This is a genomic window from Shewanella sp. CG12_big_fil_rev_8_21_14_0_65_47_15 (assembly GCF_002783505.1).
Classification (GTDB): Bacteria; Pseudomonadota; Gammaproteobacteria; order Enterobacterales; family Shewanellaceae; genus Shewanella.
Genome location: NZ_PFGL01000050.1, coordinates 294 through 21,615 on the forward strand (window position 1 = coordinate 294; position 21,322 = coordinate 21,615).

The 21,322-nt window shown below is 46.6% G+C and carries 20 protein-coding genes; 9 read left to right on the forward strand and 11 right to left on the reverse strand.

The window, feature by feature from the left end; all coding sequences use genetic code 11:
- From COW15_RS14055 to COW15_RS14075, 5 genes are all read right to left on the reverse strand, one after another.
- Nucleotides 1-549 (reverse strand): glyceraldehyde 3-phosphate dehydrogenase NAD-binding domain-containing protein (locus tag COW15_RS14055; RefSeq protein ID WP_293633150.1); only part of this gene is annotated, 549 nt, incomplete at its 3' end.
- Between the two features lie 73 nt (nucleotides 550-622).
- Nucleotides 623-1,114, reverse strand: coding sequence for a tyrosine-protein phosphatase (locus COW15_RS14060; protein WP_293633151.1), 492 nt, complete (start codon nucleotides 1,112-1,114; stop codon nucleotides 623-625).
- A 7-nt stretch (nucleotides 1,115-1,121) separates the two neighbouring features.
- Nucleotides 1,122-1,358: a thioredoxin family protein gene (locus COW15_RS14065; RefSeq protein WP_293633152.1), complete on the reverse strand. Its 237-nt coding sequence runs from the start codon at nucleotides 1,356-1,358 to the stop codon at nucleotides 1,122-1,124.
- Between the two features lie 10 nt (nucleotides 1,359-1,368).
- Nucleotides 1,369-2,367, reverse strand: coding sequence for a permease (locus COW15_RS14070; RefSeq protein ID WP_293633153.1), 999 nt, complete (start codon nucleotides 2,365-2,367; stop codon nucleotides 1,369-1,371).
- A 91-nt stretch (nucleotides 2,368-2,458) separates the two neighbouring features.
- Nucleotides 2,459-2,806: a metalloregulator ArsR/SmtB family transcription factor gene (locus tag COW15_RS14075; RefSeq protein WP_293633154.1), complete on the reverse strand. Its 348-nt coding sequence runs from the start codon at nucleotides 2,804-2,806 to the stop codon at nucleotides 2,459-2,461.
- A gap of 445 nt (nucleotides 2,807-3,251) precedes the next feature.
- On the opposite strand from COW15_RS14075, the gene COW15_RS14080 reads away from it, so the two are divergent.
- The 3 genes from COW15_RS14080 (at nucleotide 3,252) to arsC (ending at nucleotide 6,687) form a co-directional block, all read left to right on the forward strand.
- The gene (locus COW15_RS14080; RefSeq protein WP_293633165.1) at nucleotides 3,252-4,694 is read left to right on the forward strand and encodes a glutathione synthase; all 1,443 of its coding nucleotides are present in this window, start codon (nucleotides 3,252-3,254) and stop codon (nucleotides 4,692-4,694) included.
- Between the two features lie 185 nt (nucleotides 4,695-4,879).
- Nucleotides 4,880-6,163, forward strand: a complete 1,284-nt coding sequence (locus tag COW15_RS14085) for an arsenic transporter (RefSeq protein ID WP_293633155.1) — start codon at nucleotides 4,880-4,882, stop codon at nucleotides 6,161-6,163.
- 89 nt (nucleotides 6,164-6,252) lie between these two features.
- A complete protein-coding gene (gene arsC, locus COW15_RS14090) occupies nucleotides 6,253-6,687 on the forward strand; it encodes a glutaredoxin-dependent arsenate reductase (protein WP_293633166.1) in 435 nt (144 codons plus the stop codon).
- Nucleotides 6,688-7,078: 391 nt separating this feature from the next.
- On the opposite strand, the gene COW15_RS14095 is transcribed toward arsC, so the two are convergent.
- Nucleotides 7,079-8,083, reverse strand: coding sequence for a rhodanese-related sulfurtransferase (locus COW15_RS14095; RefSeq protein ID WP_293633156.1), 1,005 nt, complete (start codon nucleotides 8,081-8,083; stop codon nucleotides 7,079-7,081).
- Nucleotides 8,084-8,349: 266 nt separating this feature from the next.
- Between COW15_RS14095 and COW15_RS14100 the strand changes: the two genes are divergently transcribed.
- Both COW15_RS14100 and COW15_RS14105 read left to right on the forward strand, forming a co-directional pair.
- Nucleotides 8,350-9,027: a glutathione S-transferase gene (locus tag COW15_RS14100; RefSeq protein WP_293633157.1), complete on the forward strand. Its 678-nt coding sequence runs from the start codon at nucleotides 8,350-8,352 to the stop codon at nucleotides 9,025-9,027.
- A gap of 159 nt (nucleotides 9,028-9,186) precedes the next feature.
- Nucleotides 9,187-9,384, forward strand: a complete 198-nt coding sequence (locus COW15_RS14105; RefSeq protein ID WP_293633167.1) for a hypothetical protein — start codon at nucleotides 9,187-9,189, stop codon at nucleotides 9,382-9,384.
- A 65-nt stretch (nucleotides 9,385-9,449) separates the two neighbouring features.
- Here the strand turns inward: COW15_RS14105 and COW15_RS14110 are convergent, their stop codons facing one another.
- Together COW15_RS14110 and COW15_RS14115 are read right to left on the reverse strand one after the other, a co-directional pair.
- Nucleotides 9,450-11,207 carry a SulP family inorganic anion transporter gene (locus tag COW15_RS14110; RefSeq protein WP_293633158.1) on the reverse strand — a complete coding sequence of 586 codons (1,758 nt, stop codon included), beginning with the start codon at nucleotides 11,205-11,207 and terminating at the stop codon, nucleotides 9,450-9,452.
- Nucleotides 11,208-11,390: 183 nt separating this feature from the next.
- The gene (locus COW15_RS14115) at nucleotides 11,391-12,017 is read right to left on the reverse strand and encodes a LysE family transporter (RefSeq protein ID WP_293633159.1); all 627 of its coding nucleotides are present in this window, start codon (nucleotides 12,015-12,017) and stop codon (nucleotides 11,391-11,393) included.
- A gap of 94 nt (nucleotides 12,018-12,111) precedes the next feature.
- Between COW15_RS14115 and COW15_RS14120 the strand changes: the two genes are divergently transcribed.
- Nucleotides 12,112-13,470, forward strand: coding sequence for a PLP-dependent aminotransferase family protein (locus COW15_RS14120; RefSeq protein ID WP_293633160.1), 1,359 nt, complete (start codon nucleotides 12,112-12,114; stop codon nucleotides 13,468-13,470).
- A gap of 197 nt (nucleotides 13,471-13,667) precedes the next feature.
- Here the strand turns inward: COW15_RS14120 and COW15_RS14125 are convergent, their stop codons facing one another.
- On the reverse strand, nucleotides 13,668-15,542 hold the full coding sequence (locus COW15_RS14125) for a choice-of-anchor I family protein (protein WP_293633161.1): 1,875 nt from the start codon (nucleotides 15,540-15,542) through the stop codon (nucleotides 13,668-13,670).
- Between the two features lie 501 nt (nucleotides 15,543-16,043).
- Between COW15_RS14125 and COW15_RS14130 the strand changes: the two genes are divergently transcribed.
- The 3 genes from COW15_RS14130 to ilvN all read left to right on the forward strand — a co-directional run bounded on the left by COW15_RS14130 (nucleotide 16,044) and on the right by ilvN (nucleotide 19,895).
- Entirely contained in the window at nucleotides 16,044-17,285 is a 1,242-nt protein-coding gene (locus COW15_RS14130) for a multidrug effflux MFS transporter (RefSeq protein WP_293633162.1), read from the forward strand.
- Nucleotides 17,286-17,682: 397 nt separating this feature from the next.
- A complete protein-coding gene (locus COW15_RS14135; protein ID WP_293633163.1) occupies nucleotides 17,683-19,401 on the forward strand; it encodes an acetolactate synthase 3 large subunit in 1,719 nt (572 codons plus the stop codon).
- A complete protein-coding gene (ilvN, locus tag COW15_RS14140) occupies nucleotides 19,401-19,895 on the forward strand; it encodes an acetolactate synthase small subunit (RefSeq protein ID WP_007648174.1) in 495 nt (164 codons plus the stop codon). The genes COW15_RS14135 and ilvN overlap by 1 nt, the downstream gene beginning before the upstream one ends.
- A gap of 67 nt (nucleotides 19,896-19,962) precedes the next feature.
- Here the strand turns inward: ilvN and COW15_RS14145 are convergent, their stop codons facing one another.
- Together COW15_RS14145 and ndk are read right to left on the reverse strand one after the other, a co-directional pair.
- A complete protein-coding gene (locus COW15_RS14145) occupies nucleotides 19,963-20,406 on the reverse strand; it encodes an Hsp20 family protein (protein ID WP_293633164.1) in 444 nt (147 codons plus the stop codon).
- A 257-nt stretch (nucleotides 20,407-20,663) separates the two neighbouring features.
- Nucleotides 20,664-21,095 (reverse strand): nucleoside-diphosphate kinase, encoded by a 432-nt coding sequence (ndk, locus tag COW15_RS14150; RefSeq protein WP_011789197.1) that lies wholly within the window; start codon nucleotides 21,093-21,095, stop codon nucleotides 20,664-20,666.
- Nucleotides 21,096-21,322 lie beyond the last annotated feature (227 nt).

The window sequence follows — 21,322 nt, forward strand, 5'->3', positions numbered from 1 at the left end:
ATTGGTAATATCATGAATAGTCGTCATCGAGCCATGCACTATGCCGAGGTTTTCGTGGATCACTTTAACAATTGGCGCTAAGCAGTTAGTGGTACAGGAAGCCGCGGTGACAATCGGATGAATGGCTTTATCATAGCGCTGATGATTCACTCCCATCACCACGTTTAACACGCCCTCTTCTTTAACGGGCGCCGTCACCACAACGCGTTTAACGCCTTGATCTAAATAAGCTTGCAGCACGGCTTTGGTTTTCATCTTACCCGAAGCTTCAATCACCACATCGCAGGCGGACCAATCGGTTTCGGCGATGGTTTTATTGCGGGTGCAGGCGATACGCTTGCCATCAATAATGATGTTATCGCCATCGCTGCTCGCCTCATGCAGCCAACGGCCATGCACTGAGTCGAAGGTGAGCAAATGGGCTAAGGTCGCCGCATCCCCTGCGGGATCATTAATCTGCACAAATTCCACCTCATCCCAGCCCCAAGCGGCGCGCAGCGCTAACCGTCCCATACGGCCAAAGCCATTGATCCCGATTTTGATTGTCATACCTGTTTCCTTCACACTCAGTTTTATCGTATGTGCTTTATATTATTTGTTTAAAATTAAAGCGTTACTCTTATTAAAGCGTTAACTGGTCAATATAGCCGCGCTGATGCACATTGGTTAAGGCGTTAGGGCGAATCGATTGCACTTGAGTAATCACTTCAGCCAAGGAGCCTCCCGCCAATAACAGCAAGATTGCCGCCATTAATCCCGTACGCCCTGAACCACCACGGCAATGAATCGCAATCGTCGCTTTGTTTTGCATCAAGGTCAGTAGCTCTGCCCTGTACTTTGCAAATGCAAGCTCAAACTCCTCTGCGGGCGATGCATCATCTTCTATGGGTAAATGCAGCCAACGGATCCCCGCTTCACGGCAAATATCAGGCAATAATGCAGCGCCAAAGGTGTGCAATTCACCAAGCGGCATTAAGGTGATGATAACCTCAGTCCCCGCAGCGTTAAGTGTTGTCACCGCCTCCGCGAGAGGGACAGACTTAGTGCCAGGGCAAGGAGTGAAAATCAAGCGAGCGCCACTTTCTAGCGGCAAAATATCAAATGGATGTGACATCTCAGTGTTACCCCACTAACCAGGATTCAATCATGTCTCTATGGGGAATTGAGCCCCAATGCACAAGCTTCTCATCAATTACCACGGCGGGTGTGCTCACCACCTTATAGCCCATAATGACTTCGGGGTTGGTTTCCTTCACCAGAGTAATACTGATGCCCTTCTCATTCGCAATGCTGGTAATGATCTCGGCGGTTTTAGTGCATTTAGTGCAACCACTACCTAAAACTTTGATGTTTAACATTTTATAATCCTCACAACATGGGACTGATAGCGTTAAATATCCACCCTATAAGAGTGAATGCAATCAATAGAATGGCAAAAACGATGGCCAGTAAACGCCATTGCATCACCTGTTTAAGCAAAATAAATTCGGGGAAACTCGCGGCCACCGTCGACATACAAAATGCCAATGTTGTGCCTATGGGAAGACCGTTAGTGATAAGGCTTTCCATGACGGGAATGACCCCAGTCGCATTAGAGTACAGAGGGATCCCTATCAATACCGCCGCCGGAACCGACCACCATTGACCGTCACCTAGGTGAGCTTCAATCCACCCATCGGGGACGAACCCATGGAGCGCCGCGCCAAGTCCGACCCCAATAATGACCCATTTCCACACCCGGCCAAAAATCTCTAGAGTCTCGCCTTTTGCAAACTCATGTCGCTCGGTTAACGTCATGGCCGCCGCAGACGCACCAGTGCCATTATTGAGATCCGCCTGCGCCTTTCCTTGTTCGAGTGCTTTTGCCGCAAAGGACTGTAGCCAGCGTTCGGCACGAATAGCATCTAAAAATGTGCCAGCGAGTATACCCACCGACATACCCACCACCACATAGATCACTGTGAACTTCCAGCCCAGCAGACTCATCAGCAGCAGAACGGCCACTTCATTAATTAATGGCGAAGTGATCAAAAACGCCATAGTGATCCCAACGGGGATCCCGGCGGAGGTAAAGCCTAAAAAAACCGGAATGCTCGAACATGAGCAGAATGGGGTGACAGCGCCAAAGCCCGCCCCCATAAAATACCCAATAAAGCGATTTTTGCCCGCTAAGTAATCTCGCACACGCTCAACATTGAGCGACGCCCTCACTAAGGCAATGGCGTAAATCATCAGCAGCAGGAGCGCAAAAATCTTACTGGTATCTTCAATAAAAAAATGCACTGCGTCGGCGAGCTTAGTATTGGGATCTAAACCCATCACTCCAAAGGCTAACCAACTCGCTAAATCTGAGAATAATTGCAGCATGACCCCACCACCCTATTATCGCTAAGTACCTTGAACGCATAAACATATGAAAAAACGTATGTTTTAGGTTAAATTTTTTACTGTTAATCGGCTAACAGCAGGCTTTAGCACGATCGGGTCGTCCGCCCATTTTACACAGATTGCGCATATTCTCTTCGAGGAAAAGCGTGTTTTCGCTCGTTACTTCACTTAATACCAACTGACTCCATTTGGGTAAATCAGTACTAATACGATAGAAAATCCATTGTCCCTGACGGCGATCGACTAATAATCCGCATTTACGCAATTGGGCTAAATGCCGTGAAATCTTAGGCTGGATCTCTTGCAAGGCTTCAGTTAATTCACACACACACAGTTCGCCTTCCTGCTGAATAAGCATCAAACAACGCAGGCGCGTTTCATCGGCTAAACATTTAAAAAACTGAGTCGGATTCATCATTGATGTCCTTAGAATGTAAAGGTTTGTTCTGCTATCGGCTGTGTACTCGCAGCGACTCAAGAGCAAGTCTTGAGCTTAATTCTTAAGACTTCAGCAAGTTATAAATACCCCTCACCACCAAGACTGAGAAGCGGCACGCATTTTCAGGGTATAGGGCTTTTATCAAGAGAGCCTTTAACAAGACACTATATATGAATTATCATATATGTAAATATGGATATCACAGGATTTACTCACCCTAATAAAACAACTCATTGCTCACTACAAACATGGATCCTATAAAAATGCACTCATCACTGCACTCGCTCGCAGCTAATACACAAAATAATGATCTAGTTCGATGTGGCACTCACAATATGCCCTTAAAGTGAGTGCCTTAGGGCCCAATCCTACCGATGCAAAGACGGGTATTGCCGATAAACGCTGTCAGCTTAAGAGAATCAACATGAGTTTAACTGTGCCATTAACAGCCAAAGATGATGCCATAGAATGGGCGCTAACCCATGCTATGGCCTTTAAAGAAACGGCGTATTCTGCCCGCCATGCCCCATTTACCCTAACGCCGAGTTTAATCAGTAAAGAACACTATCAATATCTAACATGCGCTGTAGAACCACTGGGTAAACTTATCCATTATGTATCTGAAGCACATGCCTTTTTAGTTGATGCAATTCACCCCATAACAGCAAGCGACCCCTTCTTTACCGCGCTACTGAGGGCCCATCAACAGTTGCATGGCTCTGCCACTAAAGCCCCAAGAATGCCACTGCTTATTATGCGTAGCGACTTTATGGACGATAGGGACTTAGGGCCGAAACTGGTGGAATTTAATGGCATAGCGGCGGGTATGGGCCCCTTTGGTCAGCGGGCCCATCAACTTCATCGCTATTTACAGCAGCAATGGCATCAACTGCCTATGGGGGAACTTGTTGAGAATCATGCTATTGAACAATTATCCGCAGGCATAGCAACAGCGACCTTTAAGATAAAACAGGAATTTGAAGATCCAGGACCGGCAAGATTTTTGATGATAGTGCAAGAAAATGAAGACAATGTGTTCGATCAGCATTTGCTCGAACTCGCGCTGCAGCAAAAAGGGATCCAGACCCTGCGCAGAACCTTCAGTGAACTCCAAGGGCAACTCACCACCGGCGTAAAACATCGGCTAATACTCGGAGGCGTGGGGACAATTGATACCGTTTATCTGCGTGCGGGTTATCAGTTTGCAGATTATGCAAGCGTCGACATCAATGGCAACAGGGACTACCAAGCCCTGATGGGGATCCGGGTGTTGCTTGAACAACATCGCATCGCCCTCAATGCCACCTTAGGCCAGCAGTTGGCAACCAGTAAGAGGATACAAATGTTGCTCTCTTCTATGGATGAACTGACCTTGACTCAGTTTGGATTAACCCAGCCAGAAGCCAGCATGGTCAAGTCACTCCTCGGTGAAATGCGCCCAGTCACCGCACAGAGCGCCCAGTTAATAGCCGAGTCCCCATTAGATGCTTGGGTATTGAAAAATCAAGGTGAAGGCGGCGGTCATTGCCTCTTTGGAACTGATATCCCACGTAAATTAGCCGAGCTTGAGCCCTCACAATATCCAGTATGGTCCTTAATGCGTCGTTTACACCCACACCCCAGAGCAACACCAGCCTTAGTGGTACGTAATGGTGAAATACAAATTATCGATGACTTGATCCCTGAAATTGGCATGTTCAGCGTTCACTGTGATGGCTTACCCGCTGTCAATGAAAATGCCGATAGTCCTAGCTATGCGGGTTATTTAATTCGCAGCAAATCTGCCATGGTGACAGAGGGCGGCGTTCACAGCGGCCAAGGGGTAGTAGATTCGCTGATGCTTAGGGAGCAATCTCTTAATTTGTGATGGAACTGATGTCTTGGCGATAAACATCCAACGGTTGTTTGACTCGCATTTTTTTCGAGGTAATATATATGAAAATTCATATATTAATATGATTCGACTGAGCCAAAGGGCAAAATGACATTTATGCCTCGTTATTGGCATTTTTATAGTTAGGGTGGCAATTCTCTGCCCTTTCAGGAGGTTATATGTGGTTGGCAGGGGCAATTTTTGTTCTCACCCTAGTGTTAGTGATTTGGCAGCCTAAGGGATTAGGTATAGGTTGGAGTGCCACCTTGGGCGCCGTATTGGCCTTGCTGCTCGGTGTAGTGCAGTTAGGGGATATTCCTGTGGTGTGGAATATTGTCTGGAATGCAACCGCCACCTTTATCGCCGTGATCATCATCAGTTTATTATTGGATGAGTCGGGATTTTTCGAATGGGCCGCGCTGCATGTGGCGCGTTGGGGTAATGGTCGTGGCCGTTTACTCTTTACTTACATAGTGTTACTCGGCGCTACCGTTGCCGCCTTATTCGCCAATGATGGCGCGGCGTTGATCCTCACCCCCATAGTGATTGCGATGTTACTGGCACTTGGCTTTAGCGCCGGAGCAACCTTAGCCTTCGTGATGGCGGCGGGTTTTATTGCCGATACCGCAAGTCTACCATTAATCGTCTCTAACTTAGTCAATATCGTTTCGGCGGACTTTTTCAACATAGGCTTTAACGAATATGCCGCCGTGATGGTGCCCGTCGATATAGCCGCTATTGGTGCCAGCTTAGTCATGCTACAGCTATTTTTTCGCAAAGATATTCCCGCCACCTACGACCTAGAAAAATTGCGCGAACCTAAGGCCGCTATCCGCGATCCCAACACCTTTAAAACCGGTTGGGGAGTTTTAGTCTTACTCTTAGTCGGCTTTTTTGGCTTAGAACCCCTTGGCGTGCCCGTAAGTTTAGTCGCTGCCGTGGGCGCCCTAATTCTGTTTATAGTCGCCAAAAAAGGCCATGCCATAGATACCACTAAGGTACTGCGAGGCGCGCCATGGCAGATAGTGGTGTTTTCACTCGGTATGTATTTGGTGGTTTATGGTCTTCGCAACGCAGGCTTAACGGATTATCTATCAAGCTTATTAAATAGCCTGGCAGAACAAGGGCTTTGGGTCGCCACTATGGGCACAGGCTTCTTGGTCGCGTTTTTATCGTCCATTATGAACAACATGCCGACCGTATTAGTCGGCGCCCTGTCAATTGATGGCAGTACGGCCACTGGCGTGATTAAAGAGGCCATGGTCTACGCCAATATCATCGGCAGCGATTTAGGCCCCAAAATCACCCCCATTGGCAGTTTAGCGACGCTGCTATGGCTGCATGTGCTAGCGCAGAAAAATATCAATATAACCTGGGGTTATTATTTCCGCGTCGGCATAGTGATGACACTACCAGTGCTATTTGTCACCCTAGCGGCACTGGCACTGCGCCTCTCCTTCTAATCTAAGCGCGTGGGTACTTAAGCGTAATTTTAAGTGCCTACGGACTCTTTTTATAAGAGATACTTTTTCAGAGACATGTTATGACTAATATGATTGATGACGGCATTAAGATTTACCACAATCCGGCCTGTGGCACATCGCGTAACACCTTAGGCCTTATCCGCAATACTGGGGTTGAGCCGAGCATTATCCTCTACCTTGAGACTCCGCCAAATCGCCAAACCCTGCTGCAACTGATTGCGGATATGGATATTTCGGTGCGCAGTTTACTGCGGCAAAATGTCGAGCCCTATGAAGCATTAGGCTTAAGCGAAGATAAATTTAGCGACAGTGAATTAATCGATTTTATGCTCGAGTACCCCATCCTAATTAATCGACCCATAGTCGTTACGCCATTAGGCACCCGACTCTGCCGCCCCTCGGAGCAGGTATTGGATATTTTGCCTAACCCCCAATTAGGCGCCTTTACCAAGGAAGACGGTGAAGTGGTGATTGATACCCATGGACAGAGAGTTAAAAAATAGCACAACCCAAGGCAAGCATTATGCCCTTCTGGCCGCTTGACGACTTAAGGGGCGTTCTTCGAGGTGAGCCACTAAGAACACTAAAAAACGGAACAAAGATTTAATCTTCCGATCGTAATTTTTATCCGGCTGCGCTCTTTATCGAAGATATCGTATAACTCTTTCCAAATACTCATGGGTTTTGCCTACCTTGCCGGAAATAGATCCCTGATGTTCACACCACTCAGCGCTGAAAGTTATCATAAATTGAAGCTAAAGGTATAAAACCGATATAAAAAAGGCCCGAGCAAGTCGGGCTATTTTTATCAACACATCACAGACACTCGTTTTTAAAGTGGCAGAGCCTTAGATAATCGCATCTTGGGTGAGAGCACCTTAGGCCGTGTCCCCGTTACACCGTACCCGCTTGTTTCATTTTATTCTGCTGTGCGGCAAGTTGTCGCTGCGCTTCTTTTTTTCCACGGCGCGCTTCAATGACTTGATTCACATCGCTACCTATATGCGCTTCGTTACGTGATTTAGCCAGATTGACTTGACGTTCACGCTCGACAAAACGCTTGCGCTGCTCATCGGAAATCTTGTCGATGCAATGTGGGCAACTCACGCCCTGTACATAGGCGGTGCTCTGTTTTTCAGCTTCAGTGATAGGCATGCGGCAAGCATTGCATTGATCGTATTGCCCTTTCTTTAAATCATGATCGACGGCAACACGGTTATCAAACACGAAGCACTCACCTTCCCACAGGCTTTCTTCCTGCTTGACTTCTTCAAGATATTTAAGGATCCCGCCCTCGAGGTGATACACCTCTTCGAAACCTTGCTCCTTTAAGTAAGCTGTTGACTTTTCACAACGAATACCACCAGTACAGAACATGGCCACCTTTTTATGTTTGGCCGGATCTAAATTCTGTTTCACGTATTCTGGAAATTCCCTGAAGGTTTCAGTCACAGGGTTGATGGCGTTTTTAAAGGTGCCAATTTGCACTTCATAATCATTGCGGGTATCGACTAAGATCACCTCGGGATCGGAAATCAATGCATTCCAATCCTGTGGCTTAACATAGGTGCCCACCACTTTAAGGGGATCGATGCCTTCAACGCCCATAGTGACAATTTCTTTTTTTAATTTAACCTTAGTGCGGTAAAAGGGCATTTCATCGTCGAAGGACAACTTGTAAACAATGTTGTCTAAGCCACTCTGGCTATTTAGCCATGCGAGTAACGCCTCGATCGAGGCCTGTGAGCCCGCCACAGTGCCATTAATCCCTTCGCTGGCAAGCAGTAAGGTCCCTTTAATTTCCGCCCGTTCCATCATGGTCAATAATGGCTCTCTAATGGTTTCAAACTGAGGCAGCGCAACAAATTTATATAAAGCGCACACAACAACCTTAGACATAACACCCTCATCTGCTGGCTGGAACTTAATTTCCAGTGCATAAATCTATGAATGACCCACAAGCCTTGCTGTAGGTCGCAAAATCGCGCGAAATTCTACCTGAGTCACAGGCGAATAAACACTGATAAAAATTAAGGTCATTATGCTTTTACCACCAAGCACAAACTAAAAAATGTTGTTATTCACAACATTTCACGCCCTAAGTCGTTACTATTGCAGAAGTTAGCCCCATAATATGGTGTTGCTTACCGAGACGAGTCTTATCTATGCCCTTACCCATCTTATACACTTTTCGCCGTTGTCCCTATGCTATGCGAGCCCGCTTAGGATTACTGCTGGGGCAACGGAATGTGGAGATCAGAGAAATTATCCTGAAAGCCAAACCCGACGCCCTACTGCAGGCCTCTCCTAAGGGAACTGTCCCTGTACTTGTGCTCAGCGATGGCCAAGTGATCAGTGAAAGTTTAGAGATTATGCGCTGGGCACTGTCATCCCCCCATCCAGTGGCAGATACCAACCCATCTCTGCTTGGGCAAACAGTGAATGAGCAAACGCTAATCGCACACCTTATCCATCAAAATGATCACGAATTTAAACCTTGGCTCGACAAATATAAATATGCGGATCGCTACCCTGCACAATCGCAGACCGATTATTTCCTGTCTGCGAGTGTATTTTTGAACACCCTTGAAACCCATCTTAATCGGCATAGGTACTTAATAAATGACCAGTTAAGTCTTGCGGATTATGCGATTGTCCCTTTTATTCGCCAGTTTAATGCCGTGGATCCCAAGCGAGATCTCAATCTCAGCTACCCGCGCCTTATTGCTTGGTTAACTGAACTCACCGCCAGTGAAATATTTACTCTGGCAATGGATAAATATGTGATCTGGGAAGCTGACCAACCACAGGTAAGCTTGTTAGGTAGTAATGTAAGTGAATAAGTTTTAAAGGGTATTTTTATTTTACCCAGTAGTAATAGGTAAAATAATCGCGTAAGGTGAGTTATTTAAAAGAGAAGGATCTGAGTAAAATAGCCGCAACCAGATCATATAGGGTTAAATCATAGGTCATGGGTCATAGGGATAAATCTGTTGGATAATATGGATATTAACATCACAGCCATGCTCATTGGCTTACTCATTCTGCACTGTTTATTTGCACTGCGGGCCTTCAAGAGTCCAGTACGACTCAGCACTAACAGAAAATGTGTTTGGTGCTTGCTCAGCTTATTTTTAGGGCCCCTCGGTTATTACAGTTATCATGGCTTTATCCCCTTAGATAAACTACTAAAAGATTAATGCTATCATTATGTTATAACAAAAACGCGCAGCTTTAGCCGCGCGTAACTGTGCCAGAAATACCCCTATAAATGGCTGTGTAATAACACTGAATCGTCGGGGACTTTTTGTATCACAGGCGCTTGTCCTTCGGCCAACGCTTGCTTATAGCTTTGGTTCATTTTAAGGGCTAAATATAAGTCTGGGCGGATTAGAATGCCCCCTTCACCCGATTGCATCCCCGCCTGCTCAAACCAGCCTAACATCTGCCGCTTTCGCCCTGCGAGCACTAAACGCACTCCACGTTTTTTGAGCAGTTGATGTAAATCCGCTAACATCGCCATCACGCTCAAGTCTAGGTGAGTAAAGCAAGGCACCGCATCGATAATAATGCAATCGACAGGCTCAGGTTCACGGATAAATTTCTCTAATAAACGTCGTTTAAAATACGTGGCATTAAAGTACGTCAGCGGTGAATTAAAACGATAGATAAACACACCGGGGACAGATTTAGCCTTACCAGAATCGTCGACACTGCGAATAACTCCCTTATGATCTAAGCCAAGTACTTGATCCGTCGGGCGCATAACCGTCGCTAAAAACTGAAATAACCCCAAGAGTACCGCAAGAGTAATTCCGGGAATAACTCCAATAAACAGCACAGAAAACAACGTAATACAAGCTAATAAAAATGCTGAGCGATCCCTCCCCCTTAGATTCCACAGTGCTTTTATATCGATAAGTGAGATTGAGGCAATGACCAGCACTACGCCTAAGGCTGAGCTTGGAATATATTTCAAGGGAGCGGTAAAAAATAAGGCCACTAACCCAATTAAGACCGCTGCAATAATGGATACCAACTGGCTTTTACCCCCATTGGCATCGTTAACTGCGGTGCGGGAATCCGCGCCACTGATCGCAAAACCTTGGGATAACGCCGAGGCAATATTGGCAAGTCCAAGCGCTCTAAATTCTTTATCTGCATCAATATCATAGCCATTTTTAGCCGCAAAACTCCGCGCCGTCAGCATCATGCTCACAAAACTCACCATGGCTAAGTTAAGCGCAGGCACAACAAGCTCGCGGGTGATCCCTAAATCAAACACAGGCGCTTGAAACGATGGCAGACCGGAGCGAACCTCACCCACTACATTGATATCAAAAGTCGTAAGATTAAATCCCCACACGAGTAATGCTGCCACTGCCATCGCACACATAGAGGCGGGCCATAGGGGGCGATAACGCTTCACTAACCCATAGGTCAATAGGGTGACGCCTCCCATCAACAAGGTTGGCCAATGGGTTCGAGTCAGATATGAAGGAGCACCACTGAGGCGCTCAATCAAGTAGCGCTCATCAAAGGTAAAACCAAAGATTTTAGAAAACTGCCCCACAATAATAGTGATCGCAACCCCATTGAGCAGCCCCATCAGAATAGGCTTGGAGAGAAAATCGGCTAACACACCGAGCCTAAAACGGCTTGCAATTAAACACCAAAACCCCGTCATCGCCGTCATGGTCATCACGAGTTGCCAGTGCTTCATACTGTCGCCAGCGGCAAGTGGTGTCACAACGGCGGCGATCACCGCACAGGTTGCCGCGTCAGGCCCCACAATCAACTGCTTTGAAGTCCCAAAAAGGGCATATACCAGCATAGGTAAAACGCAGGAATAGAGTCCAACCGCCGCATTCACCCCCGTTAACTGGGCATAGGCAATCGCCACAGGCAAGGCCACAGCGGCAACCGATAAGCCCGCTCGCACATCATCCCTAAGCCATTGCTTATCATACTGCAGCATCTGCGCCAAACCTGGCATGACCGACTCTAAACTGGGAAACTTCACGCGGTAACCTCCATATACTTCGCCCCGAGGAAAAACCAAGCCCCGAGGGTATCAATAACCACTACAATGAAGACCCTATGGGCTATCATGTAAAAAAGCCACCAATATTATGTTGGTTATGACATAAAGCCAATCATTACGCGAGTCCGTTTCCGATAATATTTTTAGGGTGTTAGCGTCCTCTTAACGCAAAATCATCGGTAAAGAGACGAGCAACAAACTCCCCATAAACCAGTTAAAACCACGGCGACGTTTATCTGTATTCAACTTTTTGCTGATCGCGGCGCCCACAAACACCCATGTAAAGGAAGCGGGAAACCCAACCAAATTAAACACTACGACGCCAAGCAATGCACTCAACCAAAAACCATCCCCCCCCAATGTGAATGCACTACAGAGGGTAATAGTCGACATCCAAGACTTAGGGTTAATCCACTGAAACAAGGCCGCTTCGATCAGGGTCATTGGCTTGTGGCCATCATCTAAGTGGGCCGCGCTCACCGGAGAAGTCACTAGGCGGTAGGCTAAATACAATAAATAAGCCAAGGCAAAATATTTAAGCACTTGATGTAAAACGGGTAAAGCCTCAAACAGCGCGCCAAGCCCGAGGAGCACGGCTAAATGCAAAGAGGTTGAACCTAAACGGATCCCCGCAATATGGGGCACGGTTCGCAGCACACCAAAATGTGCTCCAGAACTGGCCAGCAAAATATTGTTTGGCCCAGGTGTCATAGTCATAGTGGCGCAAAACAATGCCGCAGAAGCCATTAACGTCCAGAGTTGTGCTTGGTATAAAAGTTGAAAATCCATAGTCACCCTTAAAATTGTATGCATACATTGATTGACACAAAACGATGCAATGAATAATATACTGAGAATATTAGAGATCAATGGATTTATTGTCATGGGTACAATTTGGACGCCCGATCTAACTGTGTTTTCAGGTCCCAAATATCAGCGCTTAGTCAGTGCGATAGAACAGGGGATCTTGCAGAAAGACTTGCCACACGGCTGTAAATTACCACCGCAACGCCGCCTAGCCGATGCTTTAGGCATTACAATTGGCACTGTCACCCGTGCCTACGCACTCGCGGAGCAACGGGGTTATGTAGAGGCGAGGATCGGTGATGGCACCTATGTCAATGCCTCCCCTGTCCCAGAGCTTGGCCATGCGCAGCTCAATATGGCGACCTGCCAACAACCTCTTACGGATCAAATCAGTACCCTAAGTGATTGCCTCAGCCAATTAGCGAAAGATCCCGCTAAGTTGAGCCAGTTGTTAGGTTATCGCGCCAATCCATTGGATCAACACCAGCAGATTTTTCACCAATGGCTCTATCAACGGGGAATCGAGCAGAGTGTGGAGCAACTTGTCTTCACCCACGGTGGTCAGCAGGCTATCTTCGCCTGCTTGAATGCCTTGTTGTCTAAGGGCGATGTATTGTTGCACGAGCAATATAGTTATCCCGGTGTGCGCATTTGTGCGAAGCAATTGGGCATCAATAGCATTGGCGTCCCCCTAACGACAGAGGGTCTAGAGCTGGCACGCTTTGAAGCGTTAGTGCAGATTCACCAGCCTCGGCTTGTGTACCTCACCCTCAATAATCAAAATCCCACCTGTATCCAATACAGTGATGAACAGAGGCTAAAACTCCTAGAACTTGCCCAGCAATATCAATTTTATATCATTGAAGATGATGTAAATTATTGCTTACCCGAGGAATGGCATACCCCGCTGTGGCAATTGGCGAAGGACCTAGACATCCCAAGGGTTATTTATATTTCAAGCCTCTCTAAGTTGTTTTCCGGGGGCTTAAGGCAAGGGTTTATGTTAGTCCCAGAAGCCCTCATTGCCCCCATTCGATTGGCTATCCACAGCCAGTGCTGGATGGTGTCGCCGCTTAATGTGGAAATCGCTTGCCTGTTGATTAAGAAGGGGCAAATCACTGCCAATAGGGATGCCATAGTGCGCCAGCGGCAAAATCTTTGTATCGCCATGGGGCAACGCCTTGGGTTAACACAGAGATGGCGCGGCTTAAATGGCTGGTTGCAATTACCTGAGGATCTTAAAGCCCATCATTTAGTGACCGCACTCGCGGCCAAGGGCGTGCTGATCCGCAATGGTGATGACTTCAACTGCCACGATAATTTTATTCGCTTAAGCCTAGGGGGCGCCGAAAATGAAGCCCAATTTCAACACGCATTAGATTGTATCGAATCGACTTTCCAGACCCTAATGCAAAATGCCTATTCAGTAGTATAACTCTTTATATTCAACAAGTTATAAACAGGCCAATAAAAGCGCCAGAAAACTTCTCTGGCGTTGAGCTCACCTTAGTAGCGGTTAGATAAGGGCAATAACTACACCTCAGTGCCATATCTAGCCCTTATCTAAATAGCCGTTTCGAATGGTAGATCACTTCATAATGACTGCACTCAAATAATGACTGCACTCAATAGTCACTGCACTTTAATCTGGTAGACACTGGTTGTGCCGCTGACTTCATTACCAATGATTAATAAAGACTGGCCATTTGGACTCTTATCGGCACCCACAAACTTCATCCCTTCTGGGCCTAAATCCCCCGCTAAGCTCGCATCACCTTTCACTTCGCCAGTTTCAGTATCTATGGTGAAATCCGCCTCAAAGTCACGATTGACCACATAGTCAACAAACTGCACATCGAAGGGATTTGTCACATCGTAGATCATAAAACCCGAGGTGCGCTCTAGGCCGATAAAAGCATAAAGTTTTTGCCCTATCTTGCCCAGAGCTAAGGCTTCAGGCTCAGGTCCCTTATCGTCACTACGGCTATCGCCTTTATTTTCTTCATTGTTATTGTTGAAATTATCATTGAGTAACGCTGCGGTGATCCGTTCAAAATCATTGCCACTGTCGAAAACCTGTTGACCATCGGCCGTCCAGATTGAGAAGGAACGCGCACCAAAGCTAACGATTTTGTCGTAATCGCCATCATTGTCATCATCCCCCATACTCTTTGTCACTTTAAGACGGGCTAATTGGGTCTTATCCTTAGCGGCGGCAAATTGCGGATGGTTGGGATCGAGGACTAAATCCCCTGCACGGGCTTCCTCCGAAAAACCGGCATAGTCACGGGAATCCCCTTCGTTTGCCGTGACAATAAAGTCGGTATTATTCCAGCGATAGCTTGCCACTGTATCGGCTTGATACATGCCATAGACACCCGCATAGGCCTGCAGATTGACCATATTATCCTTGTCGCTCGCATCAATTTTATTCACATCAAGACCGTAATTCTTCAGGCCCAAGGGTAAAATCTTGTCTACTTTGGCAGTAGCGATATCAATCACGGCGATGGCATTGTTTTCCTGTAGACTCACAAAGGCACGACTGTTATCCGGACTGATGCTGATATATTCAGGCTCTAAATCCTGGGCAACACTCGCCATTGGGCCATTAATCTTAATGTTCTTAGTGATTTCATTATGGCGGGCATTGCCTTGATTAAACTCACTAAAGCCAACTAAGGTTGCCGTTGCGACAGGTTTGCCATCCACGAGCTTAATAATGGCAACACTACCTTCTGGATCGATGCTATAGTCTTGATTAGGTTCACCTTCGTTGGCAACCAACAGGGTTTGACCATCGTGGCTAAAAACCACATTATCCGGTAATGCGCCGACTTCGACCGCACTGATAAACTGGGGGGCTTCGGTGCCATTTAACTGATAAAACGCGACAAAACCATTGACTTGGGTCTTATTACCCGCAGCGTCACCCCGCTCAATCGCCGCCGCTAACAAATTGCCCGAAATACTGACACTGTTAACACTGCCCATAAAACTTAGGCCAATATCTTTAGCGACATCCAGTTCACCTAACTTATCAAGATTATTCAAGGCTAATGGTTCTGAGGACTTAGTGGCGCTAGCTAATAAACTGGCATCAATGATGTCAACTTTGCCGCTGATCGCATTGACCACAAAAATGCGTTGGCCAGCACTATAGTACTCCACAATTTCCGCCGCACTTAAGCCATATACCCCCGTTTGATGGCGAGCTATCAGTTCAGCACTCACCATCGCCGACTGGGGTTGGCAGATAAACTGTGTTTGCGCGGCATCAATCTCAGCGTCTTCCAATTGACCATTGCCGTTAGCATCTAAACCTGTGTCGATACGCTGACCACCGGCGGGACAATGGGTATCATCTATGGCTAAGGTCGTCACTTTCACCAAAGCATTTAAGCCGTTATCGCCCTGCTCGCCATCGGCACCATCATCACCGCTACAGGCTCCAAGTAACAGGCTCGCCACTATAGCGCCAGCAAGTGGCAGTCGTTTTGTGTTCATTGCATCATTCCTGAATGTGTTGTTATTCGTCGGGTAAAATAAATCCCGTAACACTAATCCGTATTCAAGACGGTGAGATGACACGGGTATGACACTAGAGTGACAACATCAAACGAATGACTGATAAGCCGTTGCTGGCGGCGCTTGAACGCAGGTGCACAGCATCCAAGTTCATTTTAGTTACAATTTAAGTGTAAAGATCCCGTCATTAAGATTGGTTTATTTGTCCGAGCACTTTACTATGTTATTGCTTAATCTCTTTTATGATATGCGTTAGTGATATGCGCTGGTGATATACCTTAGCAATATGCACAAAATATTGCTCGAAGTAGTCATCTCCTTGTACTCAACCCCAATGTCTCTTTGTAATGTCACAACTATTGCAAATTCGATTTATTGTTGTGGGAATGGATGATGAGAGGATTGTCCTAGTACAATTTGAACCACAAGGTGCAACACTGAGGTTATGCTCTTTCAATTCTTTCTCCACCCGAGGTAACAGTGGACCCACAATCACAGCCAACACATTCTGCGACTAATAACAGACCTATTCCCCATCTCGCGCTACTTATTCCTATGCTCGCCGCCATAGTGGCGATCACGCCTTTAGCTATCGATATGTATTTGCCCGCCATGACGACATTGGCGCAAAGCTTTCACACCGACATCACGACAGTACAGCAATCCTTAAGCCTCTATTTAGGAGGTTATGCCCTGGGTATGTTGTGTTTTGGACCACTAGCCGACCGTATTGGACGCAGGCCCATGGTCATTATGGGCCTGACGGGCTTTATGTTGATCAGCCTATTGATTGGATTGGCGCAGGAGGTTGAAGTGTTTTTGACACTGCGCTTTTTACAGGCCTTTATCGGCGCCGCCGCGACAGTCGTTGTGCCTGGATATATCAAAGAAGTCTATGGCGACAACACGGCTAAGGGCATGTCATACGTCAGCCTTATCATGATGTTAGCGCCATTGCTCGCGCCGAGCATTGGTAGCCTCATTTTAGAGTTAGGGGAATGGCACCTGATCTTTTTCATTCAATCGGTCTATGCCTTGCTGCTATTATTTTTGGTGCTAATGCTGCTGAAAATGCCCAGTGATAAAGATCTCAGTACCCGCAGCCAAAAGTCCTTTCTTGGGGCCTATGCCACCGTATTTTCACGCCCCGGGGTTAAACTCAATATTGCCAGCGGTGTATTAACCTCCTTCGCATTTTTCTGCTATCTCACCGCCTCACCCTTTGTCTATATGGAAGTGTTTTCCTTAGACAAATCCTTATTTGCCATTTTATTCAGCACCAATGTCGGCGCCCTGATGCTAGCCAATATTATCAATACCCGCATTGTCGGTCGCTATGGCTCGCTGCGAATGTTACACGTCTCGACCTTCTTTGGGACTATTGCTGGGGTTGGTTTACTAGCCGTAAACCTGCTGGATATGAGTTATCACTTTACTGTGCTTATGCTCATTCCCCTGATGGGAAGCCTAGGGATCATGTCGGTCAATGCCGATGCCATAGTGTTAATGAAGTTTAAGCAAGAGACTGGCACAGCAACCGCCGTTATCGGCACCCTAAGATTTGGCTTTGGTGCACTCGCGGGCCCCTTACTCGCGGTATTTTATAACGGTACCGCAGTGCCCTTCTCTGCATTGATGTTAGGCGCAGTGCTCTTGGTTGGGATTTGTCAATTTAATCGCCCAAAACACCAAAGACAGCCAATAGATGCGGCAAATAACTAATTACGTCTACTTATTTAGCATCCCACACAAAAACGGCACTTATAGTGCCGTTTTTACTACTTAAGCATCTAACAATATGAAAAATATAAGATAAGACTATCAAGCGTTCTAAATTACCTGGCTATTTCTGCTTGTTCCTCGTCATGCAAAGATGAAAAAGTTTCAAGTTGGTTATTTTTTACATAAAAGGCTTGATATGTTGTTTTTTTTGAATATGATGAAAATCTGTTCATTGCAACAGCTGCTGCATCCAAAGTGATGAGCCACTTAGCGCTTAATCGCCTAAGTTCAGCAATCGGAGTCTGAATTACCCTTCAGGCTTATTTTTAGAGCGATTACCGTCGCTGTAACACAATACTGTTTACCGTAACGGTACTATAGCAATAGGAGTTTCCACATGGAAAAGTTATCCGGCGCCAGTATGATAGTGCGCTCCTTGATCGACGAGGGTGTAAAGCACATATTTGGTTATCCTGGCGGCTCAGTGTTAGATATCTACGACGCCCTGCACCTTATCCCCGGTATTGAACACATACTCGTTCGCCATGAACAAGCAGCCGTACATATGGCCGATGGCTATGCCCGCGCTACGGGTAAAGTGGGCGTGGTATTAGTCACCTCAGGTCCGGGTGCCACCAATGCCATTACGGGTATTGCCACCGCTTATATGGATTCCATTCCACTGGTTGTCTTGTCTGGCCAGGTTCCAAGCAATTTGATCGGTAATGATGCCTTCCAAGAATGTGATATGATAGGCATCTCTCGCCCCGTGGTGAAACACAGCTTTTTAGTACAAGATCCAACTCAAATCCCTGAGATCATTAAAAAAGCGTTTTATATCGCCTCCACTGGCCGTCCAGGCCCTGTGGTTGTCGATCTGCCGAAAGATTGTTTAAATCCAGCCCTGCTACACGAATATGTTTATCCTGAAAGCGTCAAAATGCGCTCCTATAATCCGACGACATCGGGGCATAAAGGCCAGATCCGCCGAGGGTTGCAGGCCCTACTCGCCGCGAAAAAACCCGTACTCTATGTCGGTGGTGGCGCCATTATCTCTGGCTGTGATAAACAAATCCTTAAGTTGGCAGAAAGACTGAATATCCCAGTCGTCAGCACCTTAATGGGGCTTGGCGCTTTTCCTAGTACCCACAAAAACAGCTTAGGTATGCTTGGCATGCACGGTCGGTATGAGGCCAACATGACCATGCATAACTGTGACTTAATCTTTGGGATTGGTGTGCGTTTCGATGACAGAACCACCAATAATGTCGAGAAATATTGCCCTAACGCCACTATTTTGCATATAGATATCGATCCGTCTTCGATTTCAAAAACCGTACGGGTGGATATTCCCATCGTGGGTTCAGCCGACAGTATTTTAGACAGCATGTTGACACTGTTGGATGAGTCGAATGAACACAACGACAGCGATGCCATCGCCACTTGGTGGAATGATATTGAGCAGTGGCGCAGCCGTGACTGTCTGGCCTATGACAAGGACAGTGGACGCATTAAACCACAGCAAGTGATTGAAACCTTGTATAAACTGACCAATGGCGATGCCTATGTCGCCTCAGATGTGGGCCAACATCAGATGTTTGCCGCGCTCTACTATCCCTTCGATAAGCCGCGCCGCTGGATAAACTCGGGGGGTTTAGGCACCATGGGTTTCGGTTTACCCGCGGCGATGGGCGTAAAATTCGCCATGCCCGATGAAACCGTTGTGTGTGTCACGGGAGATGGCTCAATCCAGATGAATATCCAAGAGCTATCGACCGCACTGCAATACGATATCCCGGTTAAAATTATCAACTTAAACAACCGTTTCCTCGGGATGGTAAAGCAGTGGCAGGACATGATTTACTCTGGCCGTCACTCCCATTCCTATATGGATTCAGTGCCTAATTTTGCCAAAATTGCCGAGGCCTATGGCCATGTTGGCATGACGATTAGCGATCCCGCCGAGCTTGAATCTAAGATGGCCGAAGCGTTAGCCATGAAGAACAGACTGGTGTTTATCGACATCATGGTGGATGAGACAGAACACGTCTACCCCATGCTGATCCGTGGTGGCGCGATGAATGAAATGTGGCTCAGCAAAACGGAGAAATGCTAATGCGTCGAATTATATCTGTTTTATTAGAAAACCAATCCGGCGCCCTTTCACGTGTTGTTGGGCTGTTTTCACAACGAGGCTATAACATCGAAAGTCTGACGGTCGCCCCAACCGATGATAATACGCTGTCACGCCTTAATATTACCGTGGTTGCCGATGAAATGGTCCTCGAGCAAATCGAAAAACAACTGCACAAGCTGATCGATGTGCTCAAGGTATCCAACATCACAGAGTCGGCCTACATAGAGAGAGAACTCGCCCTCGTGAAGGTGCGTGCCCAAGGTGAGTTTAGAGAGGAAATTAAGCGCACCGCCGATATCTTCCGCGGCCAAATCGTCGATGTCACCGCCAACCTCTATACCATCCAATTGGTGGGCACCACCGAAAAGCTCGATGCCTTTATCCATGCCATGGGTGAAGTGACTAAAGTGGTCGAAGTGTCACGTTCGGGGGTTGTGGGCCTTGCCCGCGGCGAGAAAGCCATGAAAGCCTAAGGTTAACATCAACATAAATTAAGGGGAGCATTAAGCTCCCCTTTTCATATTAACCATCAGCGAGTGATTAAGATTGGTTATCTAATAAGCGTGATGACGTGATCTCAATCTTGCGTGGCTTTAACGCTTCAGGAATTTCACGCACTAAATCAACATTGAGTAAGCCATTTTCTAAACTTGCGCCGAGCACAGTGACATAGTCTGCTAACTGGAAAGTGCGCTCAAACCCACGTTCGGCAATACCTTGATACAGGTATTTACGCTCGGTTTGGCTTTCGGCTTTATTGCCTTTGACCAATAACTTTTCACCTTCGCTGCTGATCTCAAGCTCCTCCATCGAAAACCCTGCGACAGCCATAGTGATCCGATAGCGATTTTCGCCAAGAAGTTCAATGTTATAGGGAGGATAACCTGAGTTACCATTATTCGCTGCCGCATGTTCAGCTAACTGCGCTAAACGATCGAAACCAATGGCACTGCGGTAGAGTGGAGTTAAATCATAGCTACGCATATTCATATCCTTGTCTTAAGCAATATGGAGAATTGGCGGACGGTTTTCAGGATGAAAACGGTTGTAGAGTCTGCCGAATTAAATTTTCTGTCCTTACGGCACAGAATTCACACTAGGATCCTCATCGAGCGATCCTGCAATAGATATAAGGACGGGGGGAAATATTTCAAGTAAGAAAATTTAAAAAACATACAGAATTTAAAAAGACCAATAAAAAAGGAGCCATTAGGCTCCCTTCTTTAGTCTTAGAACTCGGATTAACGAGTACGTGGACACAGTTCTTCAGCACTGAAGAAATAAGCAATTTCACGGGCTGCAGATTCAACCGCATCTGAACCGTGTGCTGCGTTTTCGTCGATGCTTTCAGCGAAATCGGCACGGATAGTACCTGGAGCCGCTTGAGCTGGGTTAGTCGCACCTAAAATTTCACGGTGAGCTAAAACAGCGTTTTCGCCTTCTAATACTTGAACCATGATTGGACCAGAAGTCATGAAAGCAACCAGAGCACCGAAGAAGCCACGCTCGCTATGCTCAGCATAGAAACCTTCTGCTTGTTCTTTAGTCAGGTGTAACATTTTAGCTGCAACGATCTTAAGACCAGCAGTTTCAAAACGATTGTAGATAGCACCGATGTGGTTTTTTGCAACAGCATCAGGCTTGATGATAGAAAATGTGCGTTCGATCGCCATAACTAGCTTCCTTTGTCAGCAAGTTTGAAAAATTCGCGCGGATTATACGAAATTTCAAAACTAAATCCTATCTTTATAGCAAATAAGTCTGAGATATTGCGTACATTGGCTGAATTTGTAATCAACTTGGTCGCACGAGAAACGCCAGAATAAACCTAAGTCTATGCTGGTATATACCCAAACTACCTGAAGATACGAGTTTCAGAGCGCCTAGGGTGCTTCAATTC